Source organism: Neobacillus pocheonensis (assembly GCF_050477905.1).
Lineage (GTDB): Bacteria > Bacillota > Bacilli > Bacillales > Cytobacillaceae > Neobacillus > Neobacillus pocheonensis_A.
Genome location: NZ_JBCNAD010000045.1, coordinates 50,409 through 68,238, shown reverse-complemented (window position 1 = coordinate 68,238; position 17,830 = coordinate 50,409). Strand labels below are relative to the sequence as shown.

The following is a 17,830-nucleotide window of genomic DNA, read 5'->3' as shown; positions in this document are numbered from 1 at the left end:
GGAATGATATTACTAGATTATAGTACTTTTATATCATTTGTTAACTGAATATAAAAAATATTCAATTAGTAAATTGACATATAGCAAATATATCAATTATGCTATCAACATATCAATTTGGAAAATTAAAAAGGGGGGGAATTAAAATAATCCAAGCAGTGGTATCATCCTAATTTTTTTAATTCAATTTGTAATCGTTTTCTTTTTTGAAAAAATTAATTGGAATGGGTGAGAGGTTGATGAAAATGAAAAAGTATAAGAAAATTGCCGCTGTTTCCCTTATTGCTGGCAGCGTTTTGTTGAGTGCTGCATGTTCGAATCAAAGCGCTTCGACAAACGGCAGTAATAAAGAAGTCATTAAAATTACATACCGATCTGGTGGAGGATCAAACAAAGGGTTTACAGATTGGCTCAATAAAGAAGTTATTCCGCAGTTTGAAAAGAACAACCCAAAAGTAGATGTTCAGCTGGCACCACTAAATGTGTCAGAAGGGGATTATTTTGCAAAAATTGCTTTAATGCTGAAATCGAAAAATACATCGCCTGACATCGTAACAGAGGATACCTTTATGGTGAATTCAGATGCGAGCGCCGGTTATTTGACACCGCTTGATGATAAGGTCAAGGACTGGAGCGAGTGGAGCAATTATACCGAAAATGTCAAGAAGGGTGTTATTGCTCAGGACGGAAAAACTTATGGGGTGCCTTATAACACTGACTCACGGGGACTTTGGTACAACAAGGATCTATTCGCAAAAGCTGGACTTCCTGTTCCATGGGAGCCTAAGACATGGGATGATATCCTACAAGCCGCAAGGACCATTAAGGAAAAGCTGCCTGGTGTGACACCGTTTTGGATGAACTCCGGCAAAGCATCAGGGGAAGGAACATCGATGCAGACATTTGAAATGCTGCTTTATGGTACGAAAACTCCACTTTATGATAACGATTCGAAAAAATGGATTGTGAAAAGCCAAGGGCTTACGGATACCTTCAAATTTATCGATACAATTTATAAGGAGAAGCTTGGTCCAAATCTTTCCCAAGTATTAAATGGACAGGCAGGTGCCGTGGCCTATCAGCAATTAATGCCTAAAGGAAAGCTTGCCATCGGACTGGACGGAATCTGGCAGACAGGAAACTGGGGTGAGTCGGGTTCCGCACCTTGGCCTGAAGCCTTTAAGACGTTAGGATTTGCACCGATGCCGACCGAAAATGGGGATGCTCCTGGAACCATAACGATGTCAGGCGGATGGGCGCTCTCTATTCCAAACAATTCACACCATAAAGATAAAGCTTGGGAATTTATTAAATTTGCTTCAAGCAAGGAACGCACACTGTCACTCTTAACAAAAGAAAGAAACTTAACTACGCGTGATGATGTGGCAAAAGAGAAGTCGTATCAGGAAATTCCGATGTTTAAGGAAGCCACTGAATTCTTGAAATTTGCTCAATTCCGTCCTGCAGTTGATAAATATCCAACTGTATCCACACAAATTCAATCACTTGTCGAGGACGTTGTAACAGGAAAACTAACTCCAGAGCAGGCTGCGAAGGAATATCAGACCAATGTGACAAAAATTGTCGGACAAGATAATGTGATCGAAAAATAAGAATTCACTAAAAGTAAAATAAAGGTTGCCTTTTTCTAAATTATAAAAGGTAACCTTTGTTTTAAATATAATCGACCGGGGTGTGAAATGAGTACAAATACGGTTGTATCAACAACAGTCAACATAAAGGAGAAAACAAGAAAGGATCATACACTGCTGAAATCGGTTCTCTTTTTATTGCCTGCTTGGATCCTGCTGCTTGTCTTTTTTGTCGGACCTATATTACTAACCTTTTATTTTGCTTTTACGAATCTTACTTTAACGGGAACAGAGGCAAAGAGTGTTCAGTTTATAGGATTTCAAAACTTTATATCCATGTTCCAAGACCCTGATTTCCGAATCAGTGTAGTAAAAACCATCGTGTTCTTGCTTTTTTCTGCCGTCATTGGCCAGCAGGTTTTAGGGTTTATTTTGGCTGTCCTAATGAAGGAGAAAAACAAAACGTTTCGCCGAATTATCGGCATTATTGTCCTCGCCGGCTGGGTAACCCCTGAAATTGTGGTAGCTTTTTGTTGGGTGGCATTCTTAAGTGATAACGGAACCTTAAATATGATTTTACAGCATATTGGATTAAAGCCAGTCACATGGTTATACACTTTTCCAATGGTCAGCGTGGTCGTTGCGAATATTTGGCACGGTACCGCCTTTTCCATGCTCGTTTTCCAAGCAGCCTTGGATGATGTTCCGAAAAGTGTGGAAGAGGCAGCGATGATGGATGGAGCATCTCGCTTTCAAGTCATGTACCGCATTGTCCTGCCAATGGTTAAAGGGTCAATTGTTACCAATATGGTTCTGGTAACCCTCCAAACATTAGGTGTGTTTTCCTTAATTTTTTCCATGACAGGCGGAGGGCCTGGAACATCAACACAAACTCTTCCTATTTTTATGTACAACCAGGCGTTTGTCAATTACCAACTTGGCTATGGAACGGCGATTTCACTAATCCTGCTCGTTATCGGTATTGGTGCAAGCTTGATTTATATCCGCTCCATGAAGGTCAATATTTAAGGGAGGAGTTACTGTGAATCGTTATAAAACTGAAAAAGTTGTCCCATACGTTATTTTAACCGTTCTTGGAATCATGTTTCTTTTACCGCTTTTGTGGGTGTTATTTGCATCAATCGATCCACATGCCCAGCAAGCTTTAAAAATGCCCAGTTCTTTTACGGCAGAGAACTTTACTTCCATCCTGACTGATCCTGCGAATCTTCGTTCCTTTGGAATCGGGCTGTTTATTTCATTAGGCCAGGCAGTGCTGGTTGTAGTTGTTGCCGTCATGGCAGCATATCCACTTTCACGTTATGCCTTGAAATTTAAAAAGCCTTTTATGTATTCCATTTTATTTATGACCGCTTTGCCAATTACTGCGGTAATGGTTCCTGTCTATCAACTATTTATTTATATCAATATGCAGGATTCACTCATTGGGACGATTTTATTTTTGACTGCATCCGGGTTGCCATATGCGATTTGGATGATGAAAAACTTTATGGATTCTGTTCCATTGGAATTGGAAGAATCCGCGTGGATCGACGGTGCCTCTGTATGGGCAGGATTAAGGAAGGTTGTTGCTCCCTTGATGATTCCTGGTATTTGCACTGTCGCCATCTTTACTTTTTCCGGAAGTTGGGGGAACTTTTTCGTACCGTACATCTTGATTCAGTCACCTGATAAATTTCCTGCTTCGGTGACGATTTTCCAATTTTTCGGTAACTTCGGAATGATCGAATACGGAAAACTGGCCGCTTTCTCGATGATTTATACGATGCCTTCTGTCATTTTGTATATGTTTTCACAGCGATTTATGTCTCAGGGCTTCAGTCTCGGTGGAGCATCCAAAGGATAATTACTATTTAGAGGAGTGTTTGATATGTTTTGGACTATTGAAAAGTTGGAAAGAAGGATAGAGGAACTAGATCAATATCGTTATCGGAATATACAGCCAGTGGCATCTTTTCAAGCTCAAGAGGATGAAGAAGGCAAGGTTTCAGAGAGGCCTCCCGAGGATGGATCATGGAGGACCATGAATGTACGGGAAAGATGGGAAGGACGCGATACGTACATTTGGCTTAAAACGTTAATCCCCATTCCTGAAAATTGGGGACAACAGAAAATTGTCGGTGTATTTGATTTTGGAAAAACAGGCGGCGGTAATAATTCAGGGTTTGAGTCCCTGCTGTATGTAAACGGGTACCCATATCAAGGCGTAGACATGAATCATCAGGAGGTATTTTTAGATAGAAGCCTAGCTGGAACCACCATTGAAGTATGCTTCCGGCTGTGGTCAGGGCTCGAAGGCGGAGGTAAGCCGACGCTGCAGGAACACCAGTTAAAAACCGCTTTTATCGCCTGTCTGGATGAAACGGTGGATGATCTGTATTACACAGCTAGGGCTGCACTAGCGACGATCGAGTACCTGCAGGAAAATCAGCCTGAAAGGCAAACACTATTAAAAGCCTTAGACAGGGCCTTTCTGATGATCGATTGGTCTGTTCCTGGTTCAGAAGGCTTCTATGATTCTCTTTATCAAGCACAATCTGCTTTAAATGAAGAAATAGAGCGAATTCCGAAAAATTATCCTGTCACCGTAACGGCAATCGGACACACTCATATCGATGTGGCTTGGCTCTGGAGGCTGAAACATACTAGAGAAAAGGCAGCACGTTCTTTTTCTACCGTTCTTCGTTTAATGGAGCAATACCCAGATTACGTTTTTTTACAAACACAGCCTCAATTATATGATTATATTAAAAAAGATTACCCGGAAATTTATAAACAAATTGAAAAAAGAGTTCAAGAAGGCCGTTGGGAAACAGACGGTGGAATGTGGCTGGAAGCAGACTGTAATCTGACATCAGGTGAATCACTTGTCCGTCAATTGTTGCTGGGTACGAAATTCTTCCGTGAAAACTTTGGGAAGGAATGCGAATATTTGTGGCTTCCAGATGTTTTTGGGTATAGCTGGGCACTTCCGCAAATTTTGGATAAATCTGGCATTAAAACCTTCATGACTACAAAAATTAGCTGGAGCCAGTTTAATAGAATGCCGCATGATACCTTTAAATGGAGAGGGATCGATGGAACAGAGATTTTAACTCATTTTATCACTACCCCTGAGGATGACCGCTGGTTCTATACATATAACGGACAGATTACTCCCCGTTCGGTAAAAGGGGTTTGGGAAACGTATCGCGATAAAGCTGTGAACCAGGAGCTGCTCATTTCCTATGGTTATGGAGACGGCGGCGGCGGCGTTAATCGTGAAATGTTAGAGATGAGAAGAAAATTAGATAAGATGCCGGGCTTGCCTGCTGTTAAAACAGGCAGAGCGGATGAATTTTTTAAACGCCTGCATGAGACTGTAGACAATACCGATCAATATGTTCACACGTGGGATGGAGAACTCTATCTGGAGTATCACCGCGGCACCTATACATCTCAGGCGTATAATAAACGGATGAATCGTAAAATGGAGCTGCTTCTCCGTGAAACAGAATGGCTGAATACCCTTAACAGTGTACTTTCACGTTCATGGTCAGCTTATCCTGTGCAAAATTTGGAGGAAAGCTGGAAGATTGTGCTGCGCAATCAATTCCACGACATCATTCCGGGATCATCCATTCACGAGGTTTATGAAGACAGCAAACTGGAATATGCCGAAGCATATGAGCTTGCGGCTAATGCATGGAAGGAGGCTTCACAGTCTTTAGCCGTGAATCCTGGCCAGCGATTGTATACGATTTATAATTCCTCTTCGTGGAAGCGAAATGCTTCCGTTAAGATCAACACAAACACGACTGGAGAAGTAGTGTGGAAGAAAGAGACAGGAGAGGTATTGGAAGCTCAGCAAACGGCTGATGGAGAATGGCTTGTTAAAGTGGATGAAGTTCCTTCCCTTGGAAAAAGCTCCGTTTATTATGAACAGGGAACGACTGAAACAGCTTCGTCTTTCCATGTTTCTGGAAATAGTATTTCTTCCGATTACTATGAGATTTCATGGAATGAAAATGGTCAGTTAACGAAACTATATGACAGGAAAAATCAAAGGAATGTTTTAGCTCCGAATGCACGCGGAAATGTGTTCCAGGTGTTTGAGGATAAACCAATGCAATATGATGCATGGGATATCGATCTTTATTATCAAGAAAAGATGAAAGAGATTACGACTTTAAAGGAAACCAAAGTCTTGGAAAATGGTCCGATTCGTTGTGTGGTTGAGTTTACATGGGCCTACTCCAACTCGGTTATCCATCAGAAAATGACCTTGTTTGCGGACAATCCCCGTATCGATTTTGAAACAAAGATTGATTGGTACGATCAAAACCAATTGTTGAAGGTAGCGTTCCCAGTGGAAATTCGGGCAACAGAAGCGACCTACGATATTCAGTATGGAAATGTAAAACGTCCAACTCATTGGAATACAAGCTGGGATTACGCTCGGTTTGAAACGGTTGGTCATCAGTGGGCGGATCTCTCTGAAAGGGATTATGGTGTCAGCTTATTGAACGATTGCAAATACGGACATGACATTAAAGATAATGTCATGCGCCTTACACTATTAAAATCGGCTACTTATCCGGATGTACAAGCAGACCAAGGTGAACATGTGTTTACGTATTCCTTGCTTCCTCATGCTGGAAGCTGGTATGAAGGGAACACAGTACGGCAGGCCTGGGAGCTCAATAATCCATTAAGCTGCGCAGAAGGCCAGACAGATAGCGTTTCGCTATTCAACGTGACCGCTCCGAATGTATTGGTCGATGCTGTTAAAAAAGGAGAAAATGGTGACCACGTCATTATCCGTTTGCATGAATTTGCTGGTGCAAGAGGAACGGTTGAAGTAACAAGTGATTTCCAAATTAATTCCTGGCAGGAATGTGATTTAATGGAAAGAAGTATTTCCGAAGCCCGAGGCAATGAGGCCTTTTCGTTTGACATCAAACCATACGAAATTAAGACATTTATCGTTGAGTTGAAATAGGATCAAGGCAGAATGGGGGTTAATCCCACCCAATGGGATTGGCCCCTCCATTCGTTAAAAGCTTTACAAACTAGCATATTCACAAAATACAATCATGTAAAAACCTAGAACCTGAATAAAAGAAAGAGTGATAGATTATGAGTTTAGAGGTTATTAGTATCAGACTGGGTATGGCAGCGGTTCTAGGAATCATCATTGGATTGGAAAGGGAGTTGAAACAAAAGCCGTTAGGTTTAAAAACCTGCGTGGTCATTGCGGTCATCAGCTGCTTGATCACCGTTGTTTCCATTGAGTCTTCCGTTTTTTATAGCAAGTTTAATTCAAACATGAGGACGGATCCCATGAGGTTAACGGCACAGGTGATTAGTGGAATTGGGTTCCTGGGTGCCGGTGTTATTTTAAGGAAAAGAAATAATGTGATTTCCGGATTAACAACAGCTGCGATTATCTGGGGGGCATCAGGAGTTGGAATAGCGGTAGGTGCCGGTTTTTATTATGAGGCGTTCATAAGCATTGGGATTATATTGTTTTCACTAAAGGTACTGCCGATGATTATGAATTTATTCATCCCAAGGTCGCTTTCATCTAAAGAAATAAAAGTGAAATTTCTCATCCTTAATCAGGTCGATTTTTCTAAAATTATCGAAAAAGTGAAAAGTCAAAATTACTCTATTAATGATATCTATATTAAAGACTTGCAGGCAGGACAGTTCCAGATGGAATTGGTGCTGAGAGTGCCAAAAGAGAAGAATGCCTCTGAAATATTTACGTCCATCCGAGAAATAAGAGATATAAGTGTTTTAGAGATTGGAAGCGCTTAATAGGTATCGATTGTTCGGATGAAAAATAAACCAACATCATTAAGTGGGAGGGCAGCAATGGATTATCTTTATGAAGTTGAGGGGAAAGTAACTCCCTCTTGTGCAAGCAGTCATATCACTTATTCATTTTTTGTAGTGAAACCATATAAAACGATTAAGTGCTTTTTTGAATATTCACCTAAGAATTTAAATAATGAAGAGCAATCTAAGAAGATAATTTTAGAATCTCTTAGAAAGTATGGTTATGAGGACAGCGGTCATGGGCGTGCATTCCATTACTTCCAATGAAGTCAGAAAATTGGCGGAACTAATGGGCCGCAGTATCTAAAAGGAACCAAAAGGATGTTTTTGTATTAATCATTTTTAAGATGAAAAGGAGAAATGACGATGATTAAAGTTGCCTTATTAAGTAAATGGCATGTCCATGCAGAGGACTATGCACGTCAGGCTGAAACTAGTAAAAATCTGTCGATTCGATTCGTTTGGGACGAAAATAGGGAACGTGGGCAAAAATGGGCGGAGGAACTGGGTGTTCCGTTTGAACGTGATTTAGATGTGGTTTTATCGAATCCTGAAATTGATGCAGTGATTGTTTCTACTCCAACGAATTTACATACAGAAGTCATTTTAGCAGCGGCCAAACACAAAAAGCATATTTTTACGGAAAAAGTATTAGCGTTCAGCAGTAAAGAGGTTAATGACATTTTTACTGCCGTAGAAGAATCGAACGTCCAATTAATGGTTTCTTTACCACGATTGACAGAGTCGTATTATTTATATGCACAAGAGGTCGTAGACAAAGGGCTGCTTGGCAGGCTGACCACGGTGCGCTGCCGTCTGGCTCATAATGGAGCAGTTTCAACGGATGAACATTCGAATGGTTGGCTTCCTGAACACTTTTTCAATCTTGAACAATGTGGCGGAGGAGCCTTAATTGACCTGGGGGCGCATCCTATCTATTTAACAAACCGTCTAGCAGGAGATGTGGAAGCCATTAGCGCGAGACTACAAAACACTCAAGGCAGGGAGGTGGACGATAACGCTGTTGTCATTGTGGAGTACAAGTCAGGGGCGTTAGGAATCATTGAGACGGGATTTCTATCAGCAGGAAGTCCGTTTCAGCTGGAGCTTTATGGAACAGAAGGTACCTTGTTAATTGAAGATGATCAAATCCGTATTAAAAGTGTTCATATGGATAAGAAGTCCTGGATTGATCCAAAGGTTTTACCAAATACACTTCCGATGCCGATGGAACAATGGATTCACGCGATCCAGCATGGAACGGTACCTGCCATCACAAATCAGGATGTCTATCATTTAACTTTGATCAATCAGGCTGCGGCCCTTTCTTCTAAAGAAGGAAGAAGAGTTGAATTGACTGAGATAAAATAATTCATTTATATCGGAGGGAATAGAATGAGTAAAAAATTAAAAGTAGCGATAATTGGCTGTGGCGGCATTGCCAATGGAAAACATTTGCCAAGCTTAGCGAAATTAAAAAACGTGGAATTGGCGGCTTTTTGTGATGTGCTGTTGGCAAGAGCTCAAAAAGCGGCTCGGGAGTACGGAGCTGAAAATGCCAAAGTTTACGACCATTATCAAGATTTACTTCTGGATGACTCGATCGATGTGGTGCACGTGCTTACTCCAAACGATACCCATGCTGAAATTTCGGTTGCCGCCCTGGATTCCGGTAAACATGTCATGTGTGAAAAGCCGATGGCAAAGACGGCGGCAGAAGCACGGCAAATGGTGGAGGCTGCTAAACGCTCGGGTAAAAAATTGACAATCGGGTATAACAATCGTTTCCGTCCGGACAGCCAGTATTTACATCAGGTATGTGAACGCGGTGAACTTGGTGAGATTTATTTTGCGAAAGCACACGCGATTCGCCGCCGCGCTGTACCTACATGGGGAGTTTTTCTTGATGAAGAAAAGCAAGGCGGCGGTCCATTAATTGATATTGGTACACATGCTCTTGATTTAACCCTATGGATGATGAACAACTATAAGCCAAAATCTGTGATGGGCACGACGTATCATAAATTAAGTCAGAAGAAAGATGCCGCGAATGCTTGGGGATCATGGGATCCTGAAAAGTTCACTGTAGAAGATTCTGCCTTTGGATTTATTACAATGGAAAATGGCGCAACAATTGTTTTAGAGTCCAGCTGGGCCCTCAATTCGCTAGAAGTAGGTGAAGCGAAATGCTCACTAAGTGGAACAGAAGGTGGAGCAGATATGAAGAATGGCTTATGTATTCACGGAGAGAAGTACGGTAAATTATACACGACGAATGTAGAACTGAATGCTGGCGGTGTGGCTTTCTATGATGGAAAACAAGAAAGTGATGCGGATCTGGAAGCCCGTTTATGGATGGAGAGCATTGTCAACGATACCGAACCGCTCGTAAAACCTGAAGAAGCGCTTGTTGTAACCGAAATCTTAGAAGCCATCTATGAATCTGCTAAAACAGGGAAAGCTGTCTATTTTGAGGAAAAAAGCTTGGTTCAATAGGAAGTATAGACATTAAAACGAATAGTCATTAAATAAATAAACAGTCAACTAGTCGAAACTAGTTGACTGTTTATTATTTTTGTACCACCTGAAATAAATCCCTGCAAAAAACTAAAACTAAAGTCCTATCATTAAAAAGTCTTGGTGAGGTAAAAGTATTAATTTTTAGAATTTTTATAAAAAAGTAATAATTGAATATTGTTTTCTATTAAACTTCTCATTATAATGAAAGCGAATTCATTAAACCGGTTTTATAAAAAACTGGTAGATAAACATCGAATATAGACGAAAACGTTGTTTTCTTGTAAATGTAGTGTAAATTTTTTTAATTTTCAATTAAACCGGTTTAATTATACAGGGAGTTTAGGTGATAATAATGGTGACAATTGATGATGTTGCAAAACGGGCTGGAGTTTCCAAGGGAACCGTTTCTAGTGTGTTTAGTAAAAAAAGGCCAATCAGTGCCGAAGTAACGGAACGGGTATTGAATGTGGCGAAGGAACTAAACTATGTCCCCAACCATGTTGCCAGAAGTCTGGCGATGAAGAAGACGATGATAATCGGGTTGAAAATGCCAACACTCGATACTGAACTAAGCAGCTTTGATTTGAAAGTGATTAATGGAGTCGTTAAAAAGTGTACAGAAAACGGCTATCGTGTCCTGCTTGACAGATTGGTTGAGGATGAAGAAACAGCCCTTTTTTCAAGGGATCCAGTGGATGGAGTTATTTTATTAAATCCAAAAGATGATGATCAGCGAATTGTTCAATACAAGCAATTAAATCTTCCCTATGTATTAATTGGCAGACCAGAAGAAACGGATGTTGACACAAAATTTGTTGATAACAACAATATCGAAATCGTGAAAGAGGTTGGGGAGTTCCTCATCGAAAATGGTCATCAAGATATTCTCTTTCTCAATGCTTCCTATGGCATGACGGTAGCAGAAGATCGAAAGGAAGGCTTTAAACGGGCCAGCGAAAATTTCAGTTTACCTTTTAAGGAAGAGAATGTGATTTATAACGATCAGGAAAAATATCAGAACGCTTCCGACTATGGGTATTATAGTTTACTAGAAACGATTAAAGAAAAAAAATATACAGCCATCATTGCTGATACCGACCGTGTCGCATTAGGTGTCCTCCGTGCTGCCAGGGAACTGGGGATTGATATTCCGAATGATCTTTCTTTAGTAGCCTTGAGTAATAATGAAACTCTAGCTTTAGAGACAACCCCGAAACTAACCTGTATCGAATTGTATCCTGAGAAACTGGGGGAAGAAGCTGCAGAAGTATTAATCAATGTGTTAAAGGAACAATTAGCTCCAAGACAAAAAATGATACCTGCAAAACTAGTGATTAGGGAATCTTGTAAAAATCTCTTAAAAAGAGTTAGTAGAGTATAATTCCATTACATTGAGAGGGGTGATTTTTGAGAACTAATAAAAGGGTTTTAAAAACAAGAAGATAGATGAGTTTTCTTACAAAGGGAGATGGAAAAATGAACTTTAAAAAAGGTTTTAAGCTGCTAGTGCCAATTTTAATGATTTTAAGCTTATTGTTAAGTGCTTGTAGTTCAAAGGAAACTTCAACCGATGCTAAAAACAATGGAACTAAAAAAGAAGAAAAGACACTGCGTATTCTTACCAACGTTGTTGGCGGGAAAACTCCCGAAGAAAATGAATTGTTCATAAAAGAGATTGAAAAATCAACAGGGATTAAAGTAGAGATGGTGAAACCCCCTGCTGATTATGATCAAAAATTAATGACTTCGATGTCATCTGGTGAAAAATATGACTTAATCCTTCTTACGAAGCCGTTGATGGATGTCTTGGTCAAGCAAGGCGTATTAACCGAATTAAATGACAAAATTAAAAAATCAAAGGTATTATCTGATCCATCGGTTATTTCTGAAAAAGATTGGGATTTAATTAAGTACGATGGCGGAAAAATCTACGGTGTATTTAATAAGTTTGAAGGCGGAACACTGCCGATTGTCAGAGAAGACTGGATGAAAAAGTTAAATCTGCAAGAACCAAAAACACTTGATGATTTTTACAATGTCTTCAAAGCGTTTAAAGAGCAGGATCCAGATGGAAATGGCAAGGCTGATACATATGGACTTTCCCTTGCTGGACTAAATGATATTCAAGGTTTCTTAAGTGCAGCTGGGGTTAAGAATAAGTATGTCATTGATAAAAATGGAAAGCGTACGATTCCACTTTCAACGGAAAAGGCTGTCCCAGTTCTTGAGTGGTTTGCCAAACTATATAAAGATGGGTTATTAGATCCAAACTTTGCCACAAATGATACAGGAAAAATGCGTGAGCTATTCTTAACGGACCGAGTAGGAATGGTTACCTATTGGGATGCTTGGGTTGGGTTATTTAACAATATCCGCAAAGTCGATGATCCTAATACAGCATTCGAGGCAAAAGGGATTTCAGGCGTAGCAGGGAAAGATGGAAAAATTATGCTCCACCGTGGTGACCAAAGTGTTTGGGCCATTCCTGTAAATGCTGAACATCCAAATACGGCCATTCAATTTCTTGAATTTTGGCATTCAAAAGCTGGAAATACTTTAGCCACTCTTGGAATTAAAGGCAATGACTATACTGAAACAAATGGTAAATATGAGTTAACGGATATTGGTAAGGAGCACAGTATGGATCATGGGGCGCCTTTCCCGAACAATACAAAGTGGAAAAATCCATTTGGTATGCTTCCAGGGGTAGAAGATGCTCAGAAGATTGTATTAAATAACTCTTCATTAGATGTATCAACTTCTGATTGGCCAACAGCGGAAAAAATCGTCCAGAACTATGCCTTTAAAGCCATGATGGGTCAAATGGATGCCAAAGCTGCGGTTAAACAAATGCATAAAGAATTATTGGATGCAGGCTTGATTGATAAATAAGATTTTTAAAGTGTAAAAAGAGGGTGAGCGGATGCCCTCCCTCTTTTTTTAGTAGTTTCATAGGGGCCTAGATAGATAAAGGTCTCTTTTATTAGGTCCCACAAAACCGGATTACAAGGTGATGATACGAATGAATACTTATAAACGTTACGCATGGCTTTATGTCATGATGATCCCCATCTTCCTATATTTTCTTCTTTTTGCCTATTATCCCTTACTACGGGGAGTGATTATAAGTTTCCAAGAATTTAGAATCATTGGTGATCGGCCCTTTGTTGGTTTTCAAAACTATATCACAGTGCTGCATGATCCAGTCTTTTGGCGTGTTTTAGTAAATACGGTCGTTATTGGCGGAGGTATCTTGATCATTGGGTTCGCCTTCCCGATTATCGTTGCCATTTCCCTGAATGAAGTGATACGGGTCTCCTTTAAAAAATTCACTCAAATGGTTATCTATGTTCCCCATTTGTTTTCATGGGTCGTTGTTGGTGGAATCTGGATCTACCTCCTATCACCGGATGGAGGACTTGTAAATGAAATCATCAAAGCGTTTGGCGGCAAACCGATTCACTTCTTCACACAGGATGAGTATGCAAGACCGCTAATGGTGCTTTCTGCTATCTGGAAGGATATGGGGTACACGTGTATTCTCTATTTGGCAGCGATTGTAGGCATCAGTCCATCCTTATACGAAGCAGCTAAAATTGACGGGGCTTCCCGCTGGCATGAAATTAAAAATATTATGATTCCACAATTATACTCAACAATGAAAGTAGTTTTTCTTTTAAACCTATTAGGCGCATTAAGAATTTTTGATCAAATTATTGTAATGGGCAATCCATCCATTACCCGTAAAGTAGATGTACTCATGACGTACACCTATGAAAAAGGGATCTTGGAGTTTAAGATGGGAGTCGCCACTGCAGCATCAATGATTATTATCGTAGCAACGTTAATTCTTACCTTGGTTGCAAGGAAAGTGCTTCGATATGACGAGGAGGCATAGAACATGAAGAGTTGGACCCATTGGAGTTGGAAGCGCAAATTCTTTTATGGTCTTAATACCCTATTTTTATTACTGTTGGTCCTTACCATGATTGTCCCGTTACTTAATACTCTGACCGTTTCGCTTTCTTCGAATATCGAGTCGATGAAACCGGGAATAAAAATCTGGCCGACTGAAATCAACTTTGAGGGATATGAAACCATCTGGAGAAAGCTCGAGCTTTGGAGACCATTTTATAACAACGTTATTGTTACCCTAGTTGGAACGGTACTGCATGTCTTATTGTCTGCTATGGCTGGATATGTTTTAGTGCAAAAAGACTTACCTGGTAAAAAAATAATGACGACTATCATTATGATCACAATGATGATCCCAGGTGAGGCTATTATGATTCCGCTATATGTTGTAAATAAGGAGCTTGGCCTATTAAATACCCTTACATCATTGGTCGTTAATGGCTTAGTTTCAGGTTTTAGTGTCCTGCTAATCCGAAATTACTTTTTAGGTGTTTCGTATGAATTGGCAGAATCAGCAAGGATGGATGGTGCGGGAGATTTTAGAATCTTCTCTAGAATTTATCTGCCGTTGGCTAAGCCGGGGCTTGCGACGATTACCCTATTCGAATTTGTCAGCAGATGGAACCACTTTACTTCTGCCTTGCTCTATATTAATGACGATAAAAAATATACATTGCAGCTTGCGTTGCGTTCATTAATAATCTCATCCGATTCAACATCAAGCAGTGATTTTATCACAGCCAATGTCAGGATGGCCGGGATTATCATTGCCCTTATACCATTGTTAGTCATCTATCCATTTGTGCAAAAATATTTTGTAAAAGGTTTAATGCTAGGATCAGGAAAAGAATAGCGTCTACAGGAGGTCAATCAAATGGGAGTTATCCAAGCGAGTTCAAAAGCCGTAACAATTTCAAAATTTATCTCACATGATGAAGAAAGCTCCTATATCGAAGTTCCATTCAGTGTTCCTGAAGGTACGGAGCAAATTAAGGTGAAAATGGAAGTCATTCAAACAGGAGCGGCTTCGAGCATTATCGACTTAGGTGTAAAGGATCCAAACAGAGTCCGCGGGTGGAGCGGAGGTGCCCGTACTGAATTTTTTATTCATCAGGCAAAAGCCACACCAGGCTATTTACATGGCGAAATTGAAGCAGGTGAGTGGGCTGTCATTCTCGGAGCTTACAAAGTAGCTGTAAAGGGCTGCACTGTGAACCTCGCGATTGAGTACTCGCTTGAAGAATTTCGCTGGTTAAAAGGTGACCTTCACACTCACAGTGTTCATAGTGATGGTACCTATACATTAAGGGAAAAGGCCGACATTTGTGAAAGTGCGGGTCTGGACTTCTTAGGATTGACCGACCATAACACTTCCAGTCAAAATGAAGCCTATCCACGTGATGTCAATACGCTGTTTATCCCAGGAATGGAGCTGACTACAAACTGGGGCCATCTCAATCTTTTTGGTGTCAAGGATCCGATTCGTGATTTTCGAGTCAATACAATGGAAGAATTACACGGCCGGTTAAATGAGGCCCGTGAAAATGGAGCCTATATCTCCTTAAACCATCCATATTGCCGTCATACAGGCTGGAGATGGGACTGGGATTTTGACTATGACTGTGTCGAGGTTTGGAATGGACCTTGGCGGGAAGATAACCAGGCTGCCCTTGATTGGTGGCAGGATCAGCTGGTCTCAGGCAGAAGACTTGTCGCCGTTGGCGGCAGTGATGTGCACCGTCCTGATCCGTATGTCATACACGGAATGCCGACAACTTGGGTCTTCGGCAAGTCATTAACAAGTTCTGAGATTTTAAAATCAATCGATAAAGGCCATGTGGTTCTCAGTTATTCTCCAAAAGGGCCATTTATTAGTGTAACGTGCGGAACGAGTATGACTGGAGATGTGTGTGAAGATAGGAATCAACCTATCCAGTTAAACGTGAAGGATGTTCAATATAGTGATGTTGTAAAAGTGATTTCCAATCATGGAATCGAAAAAGAAATATTGATTGAGGAAGGCCAGGACATGCTGGACCTATCATGGGCTGCAGAAGACCGCTCTTTTTACAGGGTGGAAGTATGGCGGTATTTTCCTGAAGTTAAATCACGTTTATTAGCAGCGTTGAGTAATCCTATTTATTTTTCGAATTTGATCTGTTAGTTAACTTAACAGATCTTTCAAATTAAAAGAACTCATAATGGAAAGAAGGCGGACAAGATAGCGAGTATTTTTGAAGGACATCAAGTGAGTTTTATCGGTGCACATCGTGGTGCATCCGCTTATTGTCCGGATAATACGATGTCTAGTTTCAGGAAAGCGGTGGAAATAAGGGCTGAGATGCTGGAGCTGGATGTCCAATTAACAAAAGATGGCGAGGTAATCGTCTATCATGATTTTTATTTAGATAAGAAGACGAATGGCCAGGGATTTGTCCATAAACATACGTTAGCAGAAATCCAACAATTAGATGCTGGTTCATGGTTTTCCGAGAAGTTTGCAGGTGAAAAAATCCCTTCCTTTGAAGAAGTTCTTGCATGGTCAAAAGATAAAATCTGGCTAAATATTGAATTGAAACAAATAGAACATTTACATGAACCGCTTGCGAAAAAGGTTGTTCAGTTAGTAGAAAGCTACCAAATGGAAGACCAGGTTCAAATCATGTCCTTTAATCATGCCTCATTAGTTGAAGTGAGGAATCATAGTAAAGAAATCATAACCAATGTCATTAGTGCATCGCGTCTTGTTAATCCTGTGGAGTATTTACGTTCGATTGAGGCTCAGGTACTAAATGTCCCTATTTTTCAGCTTTCTCCTAGTTTAGTAGACCAATTACATCAGCATGGTTTCTATGTGCATGGAAGTATGAGTGATGACCTCCATGTTTGGCGGACCATTCTAGAGTGGGGCATCGATGTGATGGATACCAATATTCCCGATGTGATGATTGAAGAAAGAAATAGATTCTTGAAAAGAGAGGTTCACGATGAACTATATAATGCTTAAAGGGTTGGCTGACAATAAATCAATTGAAAAAAAATGTTCACGCTTAATTATGGGAACCGCCGGCTTCTATCAATTAGCTGATAAGGAACAGGCGTTTACCATTATGGATCAGTTTGTTGCAATGGGAGGAAATATGTTTGATACAGCCCATCAATATATTAACAGTGAAGAGATTTTAGGCGAATGGGCTGAATCAAGAGGAATCCGTAAAGATATCTTCATCCTTACAAAAGGAGCGCATCCGGATGATGGCGAGCCAGGGCCTCGTGTAAACCGGGAAGCGATTAATAAGGATGTTAAGGAAAGCTTAGCTAGATTAAGAACCGATTATATCGATTTTTATGCCCTCCACCGCGACGACACTCGTGTGGAAGTGGGTCCGATTATGGAAGCATTGAACGAGCATATGGCTGCAGGCAGAATTCATGCAATTGGCGCTTCGAATTGGTCTCATACACGCATCCAGGAAGCGAATGACTATGCAGCCAAACACGGTCTTATCGGTTTTACTTTTAACAGCCCGAATCTTAGTTTGGCGCAATGCAATAAACCAAGATGGGCCGGGTGTGTTTCAGTAAATGAGGAAATTTCAAACTGGCATAAGGGAACACAGATGCCATTACTATCATGGAGTTCGCAGGCGGGTGGTTTCTTTAGCGGCCGATTCTCTCCTGAAAATCGTGAAAATGAGGAAATGGTTGAAGTCTATTATAGTGATGAAAACTGGGAGCGCTTTAATCTTGCTCAAAAACTTGCCGAAGAAAAGGGTGCCACTGCCATTGAAATTGCCCTCGCTTATGTGCTGAACCAGCCTTATCCAACGGCAGCGATTATTGGCCCCGAAAAAGTAGAGGAGTTATTGTCTTCCATCAAGGGGGCTGAAATTATTTTGACTTCTGTCGAAATGGACATGCTCAACTTACGTGATTCAAAAATAGGAGGAGCGAAATAA

At 40.6% G+C, this 17,830-nt stretch carries 15 protein-coding genes; all 15 read left to right on the top strand.

Going from position 1 to position 17,830, the window contains the following annotated elements; translation table 11 throughout:
• Positions 1-245 precede the first annotated feature (245 nt).
• The 15 genes from ABES02_RS23400 (at position 246) to ABES02_RS23330 (ending at position 17,830) form a co-directional block, all read left to right on the top strand.
• The gene (locus ABES02_RS23400) at positions 246-1,613 is read left to right on the top strand and encodes an ABC transporter substrate-binding protein (RefSeq protein ID WP_430140127.1); all 1,368 of its coding nucleotides are present in this window, start codon (positions 246-248) and stop codon (positions 1,611-1,613) included.
• An 87-nt stretch (positions 1,614-1,700) separates the two neighbouring features.
• Positions 1,701-2,621, top strand: a complete 921-nt coding sequence (locus ABES02_RS23395) for a carbohydrate ABC transporter permease (RefSeq protein WP_430140126.1) — start codon at positions 1,701-1,703, stop codon at positions 2,619-2,621.
• 73 nt (positions 2,622-2,694) lie between these two features.
• Positions 2,695-3,459, top strand: a complete 765-nt coding sequence (locus tag ABES02_RS23390; RefSeq protein ID WP_430067604.1) for a carbohydrate ABC transporter permease — start codon at positions 2,695-2,697, stop codon at positions 3,457-3,459.
• A gap of 24 nt (positions 3,460-3,483) precedes the next feature.
• Complete coding sequence (locus ABES02_RS23385) at positions 3,484-6,594, top strand: alpha-mannosidase (RefSeq protein ID WP_430140125.1); 3,111 nt, start codon at positions 3,484-3,486, stop codon at positions 6,592-6,594.
• Positions 6,595-6,731: 137 nt separating this feature from the next.
• Complete coding sequence (locus tag ABES02_RS23380; RefSeq protein WP_430140124.1) at positions 6,732-7,415, top strand: MgtC/SapB family protein; 684 nt, start codon at positions 6,732-6,734, stop codon at positions 7,413-7,415.
• Positions 7,416-7,472: 57 nt separating this feature from the next.
• Complete coding sequence (locus tag ABES02_RS23375; RefSeq protein ID WP_430140123.1) at positions 7,473-7,703, top strand: hypothetical protein; 231 nt, start codon at positions 7,473-7,475, stop codon at positions 7,701-7,703.
• A gap of 99 nt (positions 7,704-7,802) precedes the next feature.
• Positions 7,803-8,807, top strand: a complete 1,005-nt coding sequence (locus ABES02_RS23370) for a Gfo/Idh/MocA family protein (RefSeq protein WP_430140122.1) — start codon at positions 7,803-7,805, stop codon at positions 8,805-8,807.
• A 24-nt stretch (positions 8,808-8,831) separates the two neighbouring features.
• Positions 8,832-9,932, top strand: a complete 1,101-nt coding sequence (locus tag ABES02_RS23365; protein WP_430140121.1) for a Gfo/Idh/MocA family protein — start codon at positions 8,832-8,834, stop codon at positions 9,930-9,932.
• A 376-nt stretch (positions 9,933-10,308) separates the two neighbouring features.
• Positions 10,309-11,337 (top strand): LacI family DNA-binding transcriptional regulator, encoded by a 1,029-nt coding sequence (locus tag ABES02_RS23360; RefSeq protein WP_430140120.1) that lies wholly within the window; start codon positions 10,309-10,311, stop codon positions 11,335-11,337.
• Between the two features lie 95 nt (positions 11,338-11,432).
• Complete coding sequence (locus ABES02_RS23355) at positions 11,433-12,848, top strand: extracellular solute-binding protein (RefSeq protein WP_430140119.1); 1,416 nt, start codon at positions 11,433-11,435, stop codon at positions 12,846-12,848.
• Positions 12,849-12,978: 130 nt separating this feature from the next.
• Positions 12,979-13,854, top strand: coding sequence for an ABC transporter permease subunit (locus tag ABES02_RS23350; RefSeq protein WP_430140118.1), 876 nt, complete (start codon positions 12,979-12,981; stop codon positions 13,852-13,854).
• Positions 13,855-13,857: 3 nt separating this feature from the next.
• Positions 13,858-14,724 carry a carbohydrate ABC transporter permease gene (locus ABES02_RS23345; RefSeq protein ID WP_430140117.1) on the top strand — a complete coding sequence of 289 codons (867 nt, stop codon included), beginning with the start codon at positions 13,858-13,860 and terminating at the stop codon, positions 14,722-14,724.
• 21 nt (positions 14,725-14,745) lie between these two features.
• A complete protein-coding gene (locus ABES02_RS23340) occupies positions 14,746-16,035 on the top strand; it encodes a CehA/McbA family metallohydrolase (protein WP_430140116.1) in 1,290 nt (429 codons plus the stop codon).
• Positions 16,036-16,119: 84 nt separating this feature from the next.
• Complete coding sequence (locus ABES02_RS23335; RefSeq protein ID WP_430140115.1) at positions 16,120-16,878, top strand: glycerophosphodiester phosphodiesterase; 759 nt, start codon at positions 16,120-16,122, stop codon at positions 16,876-16,878.
• Positions 16,859-17,830, top strand: coding sequence for an aldo/keto reductase (locus ABES02_RS23330; RefSeq protein ID WP_430140114.1), 972 nt, complete (start codon positions 16,859-16,861; stop codon positions 17,828-17,830). The genes ABES02_RS23335 and ABES02_RS23330 overlap by 20 nt, the downstream gene beginning before the upstream one ends.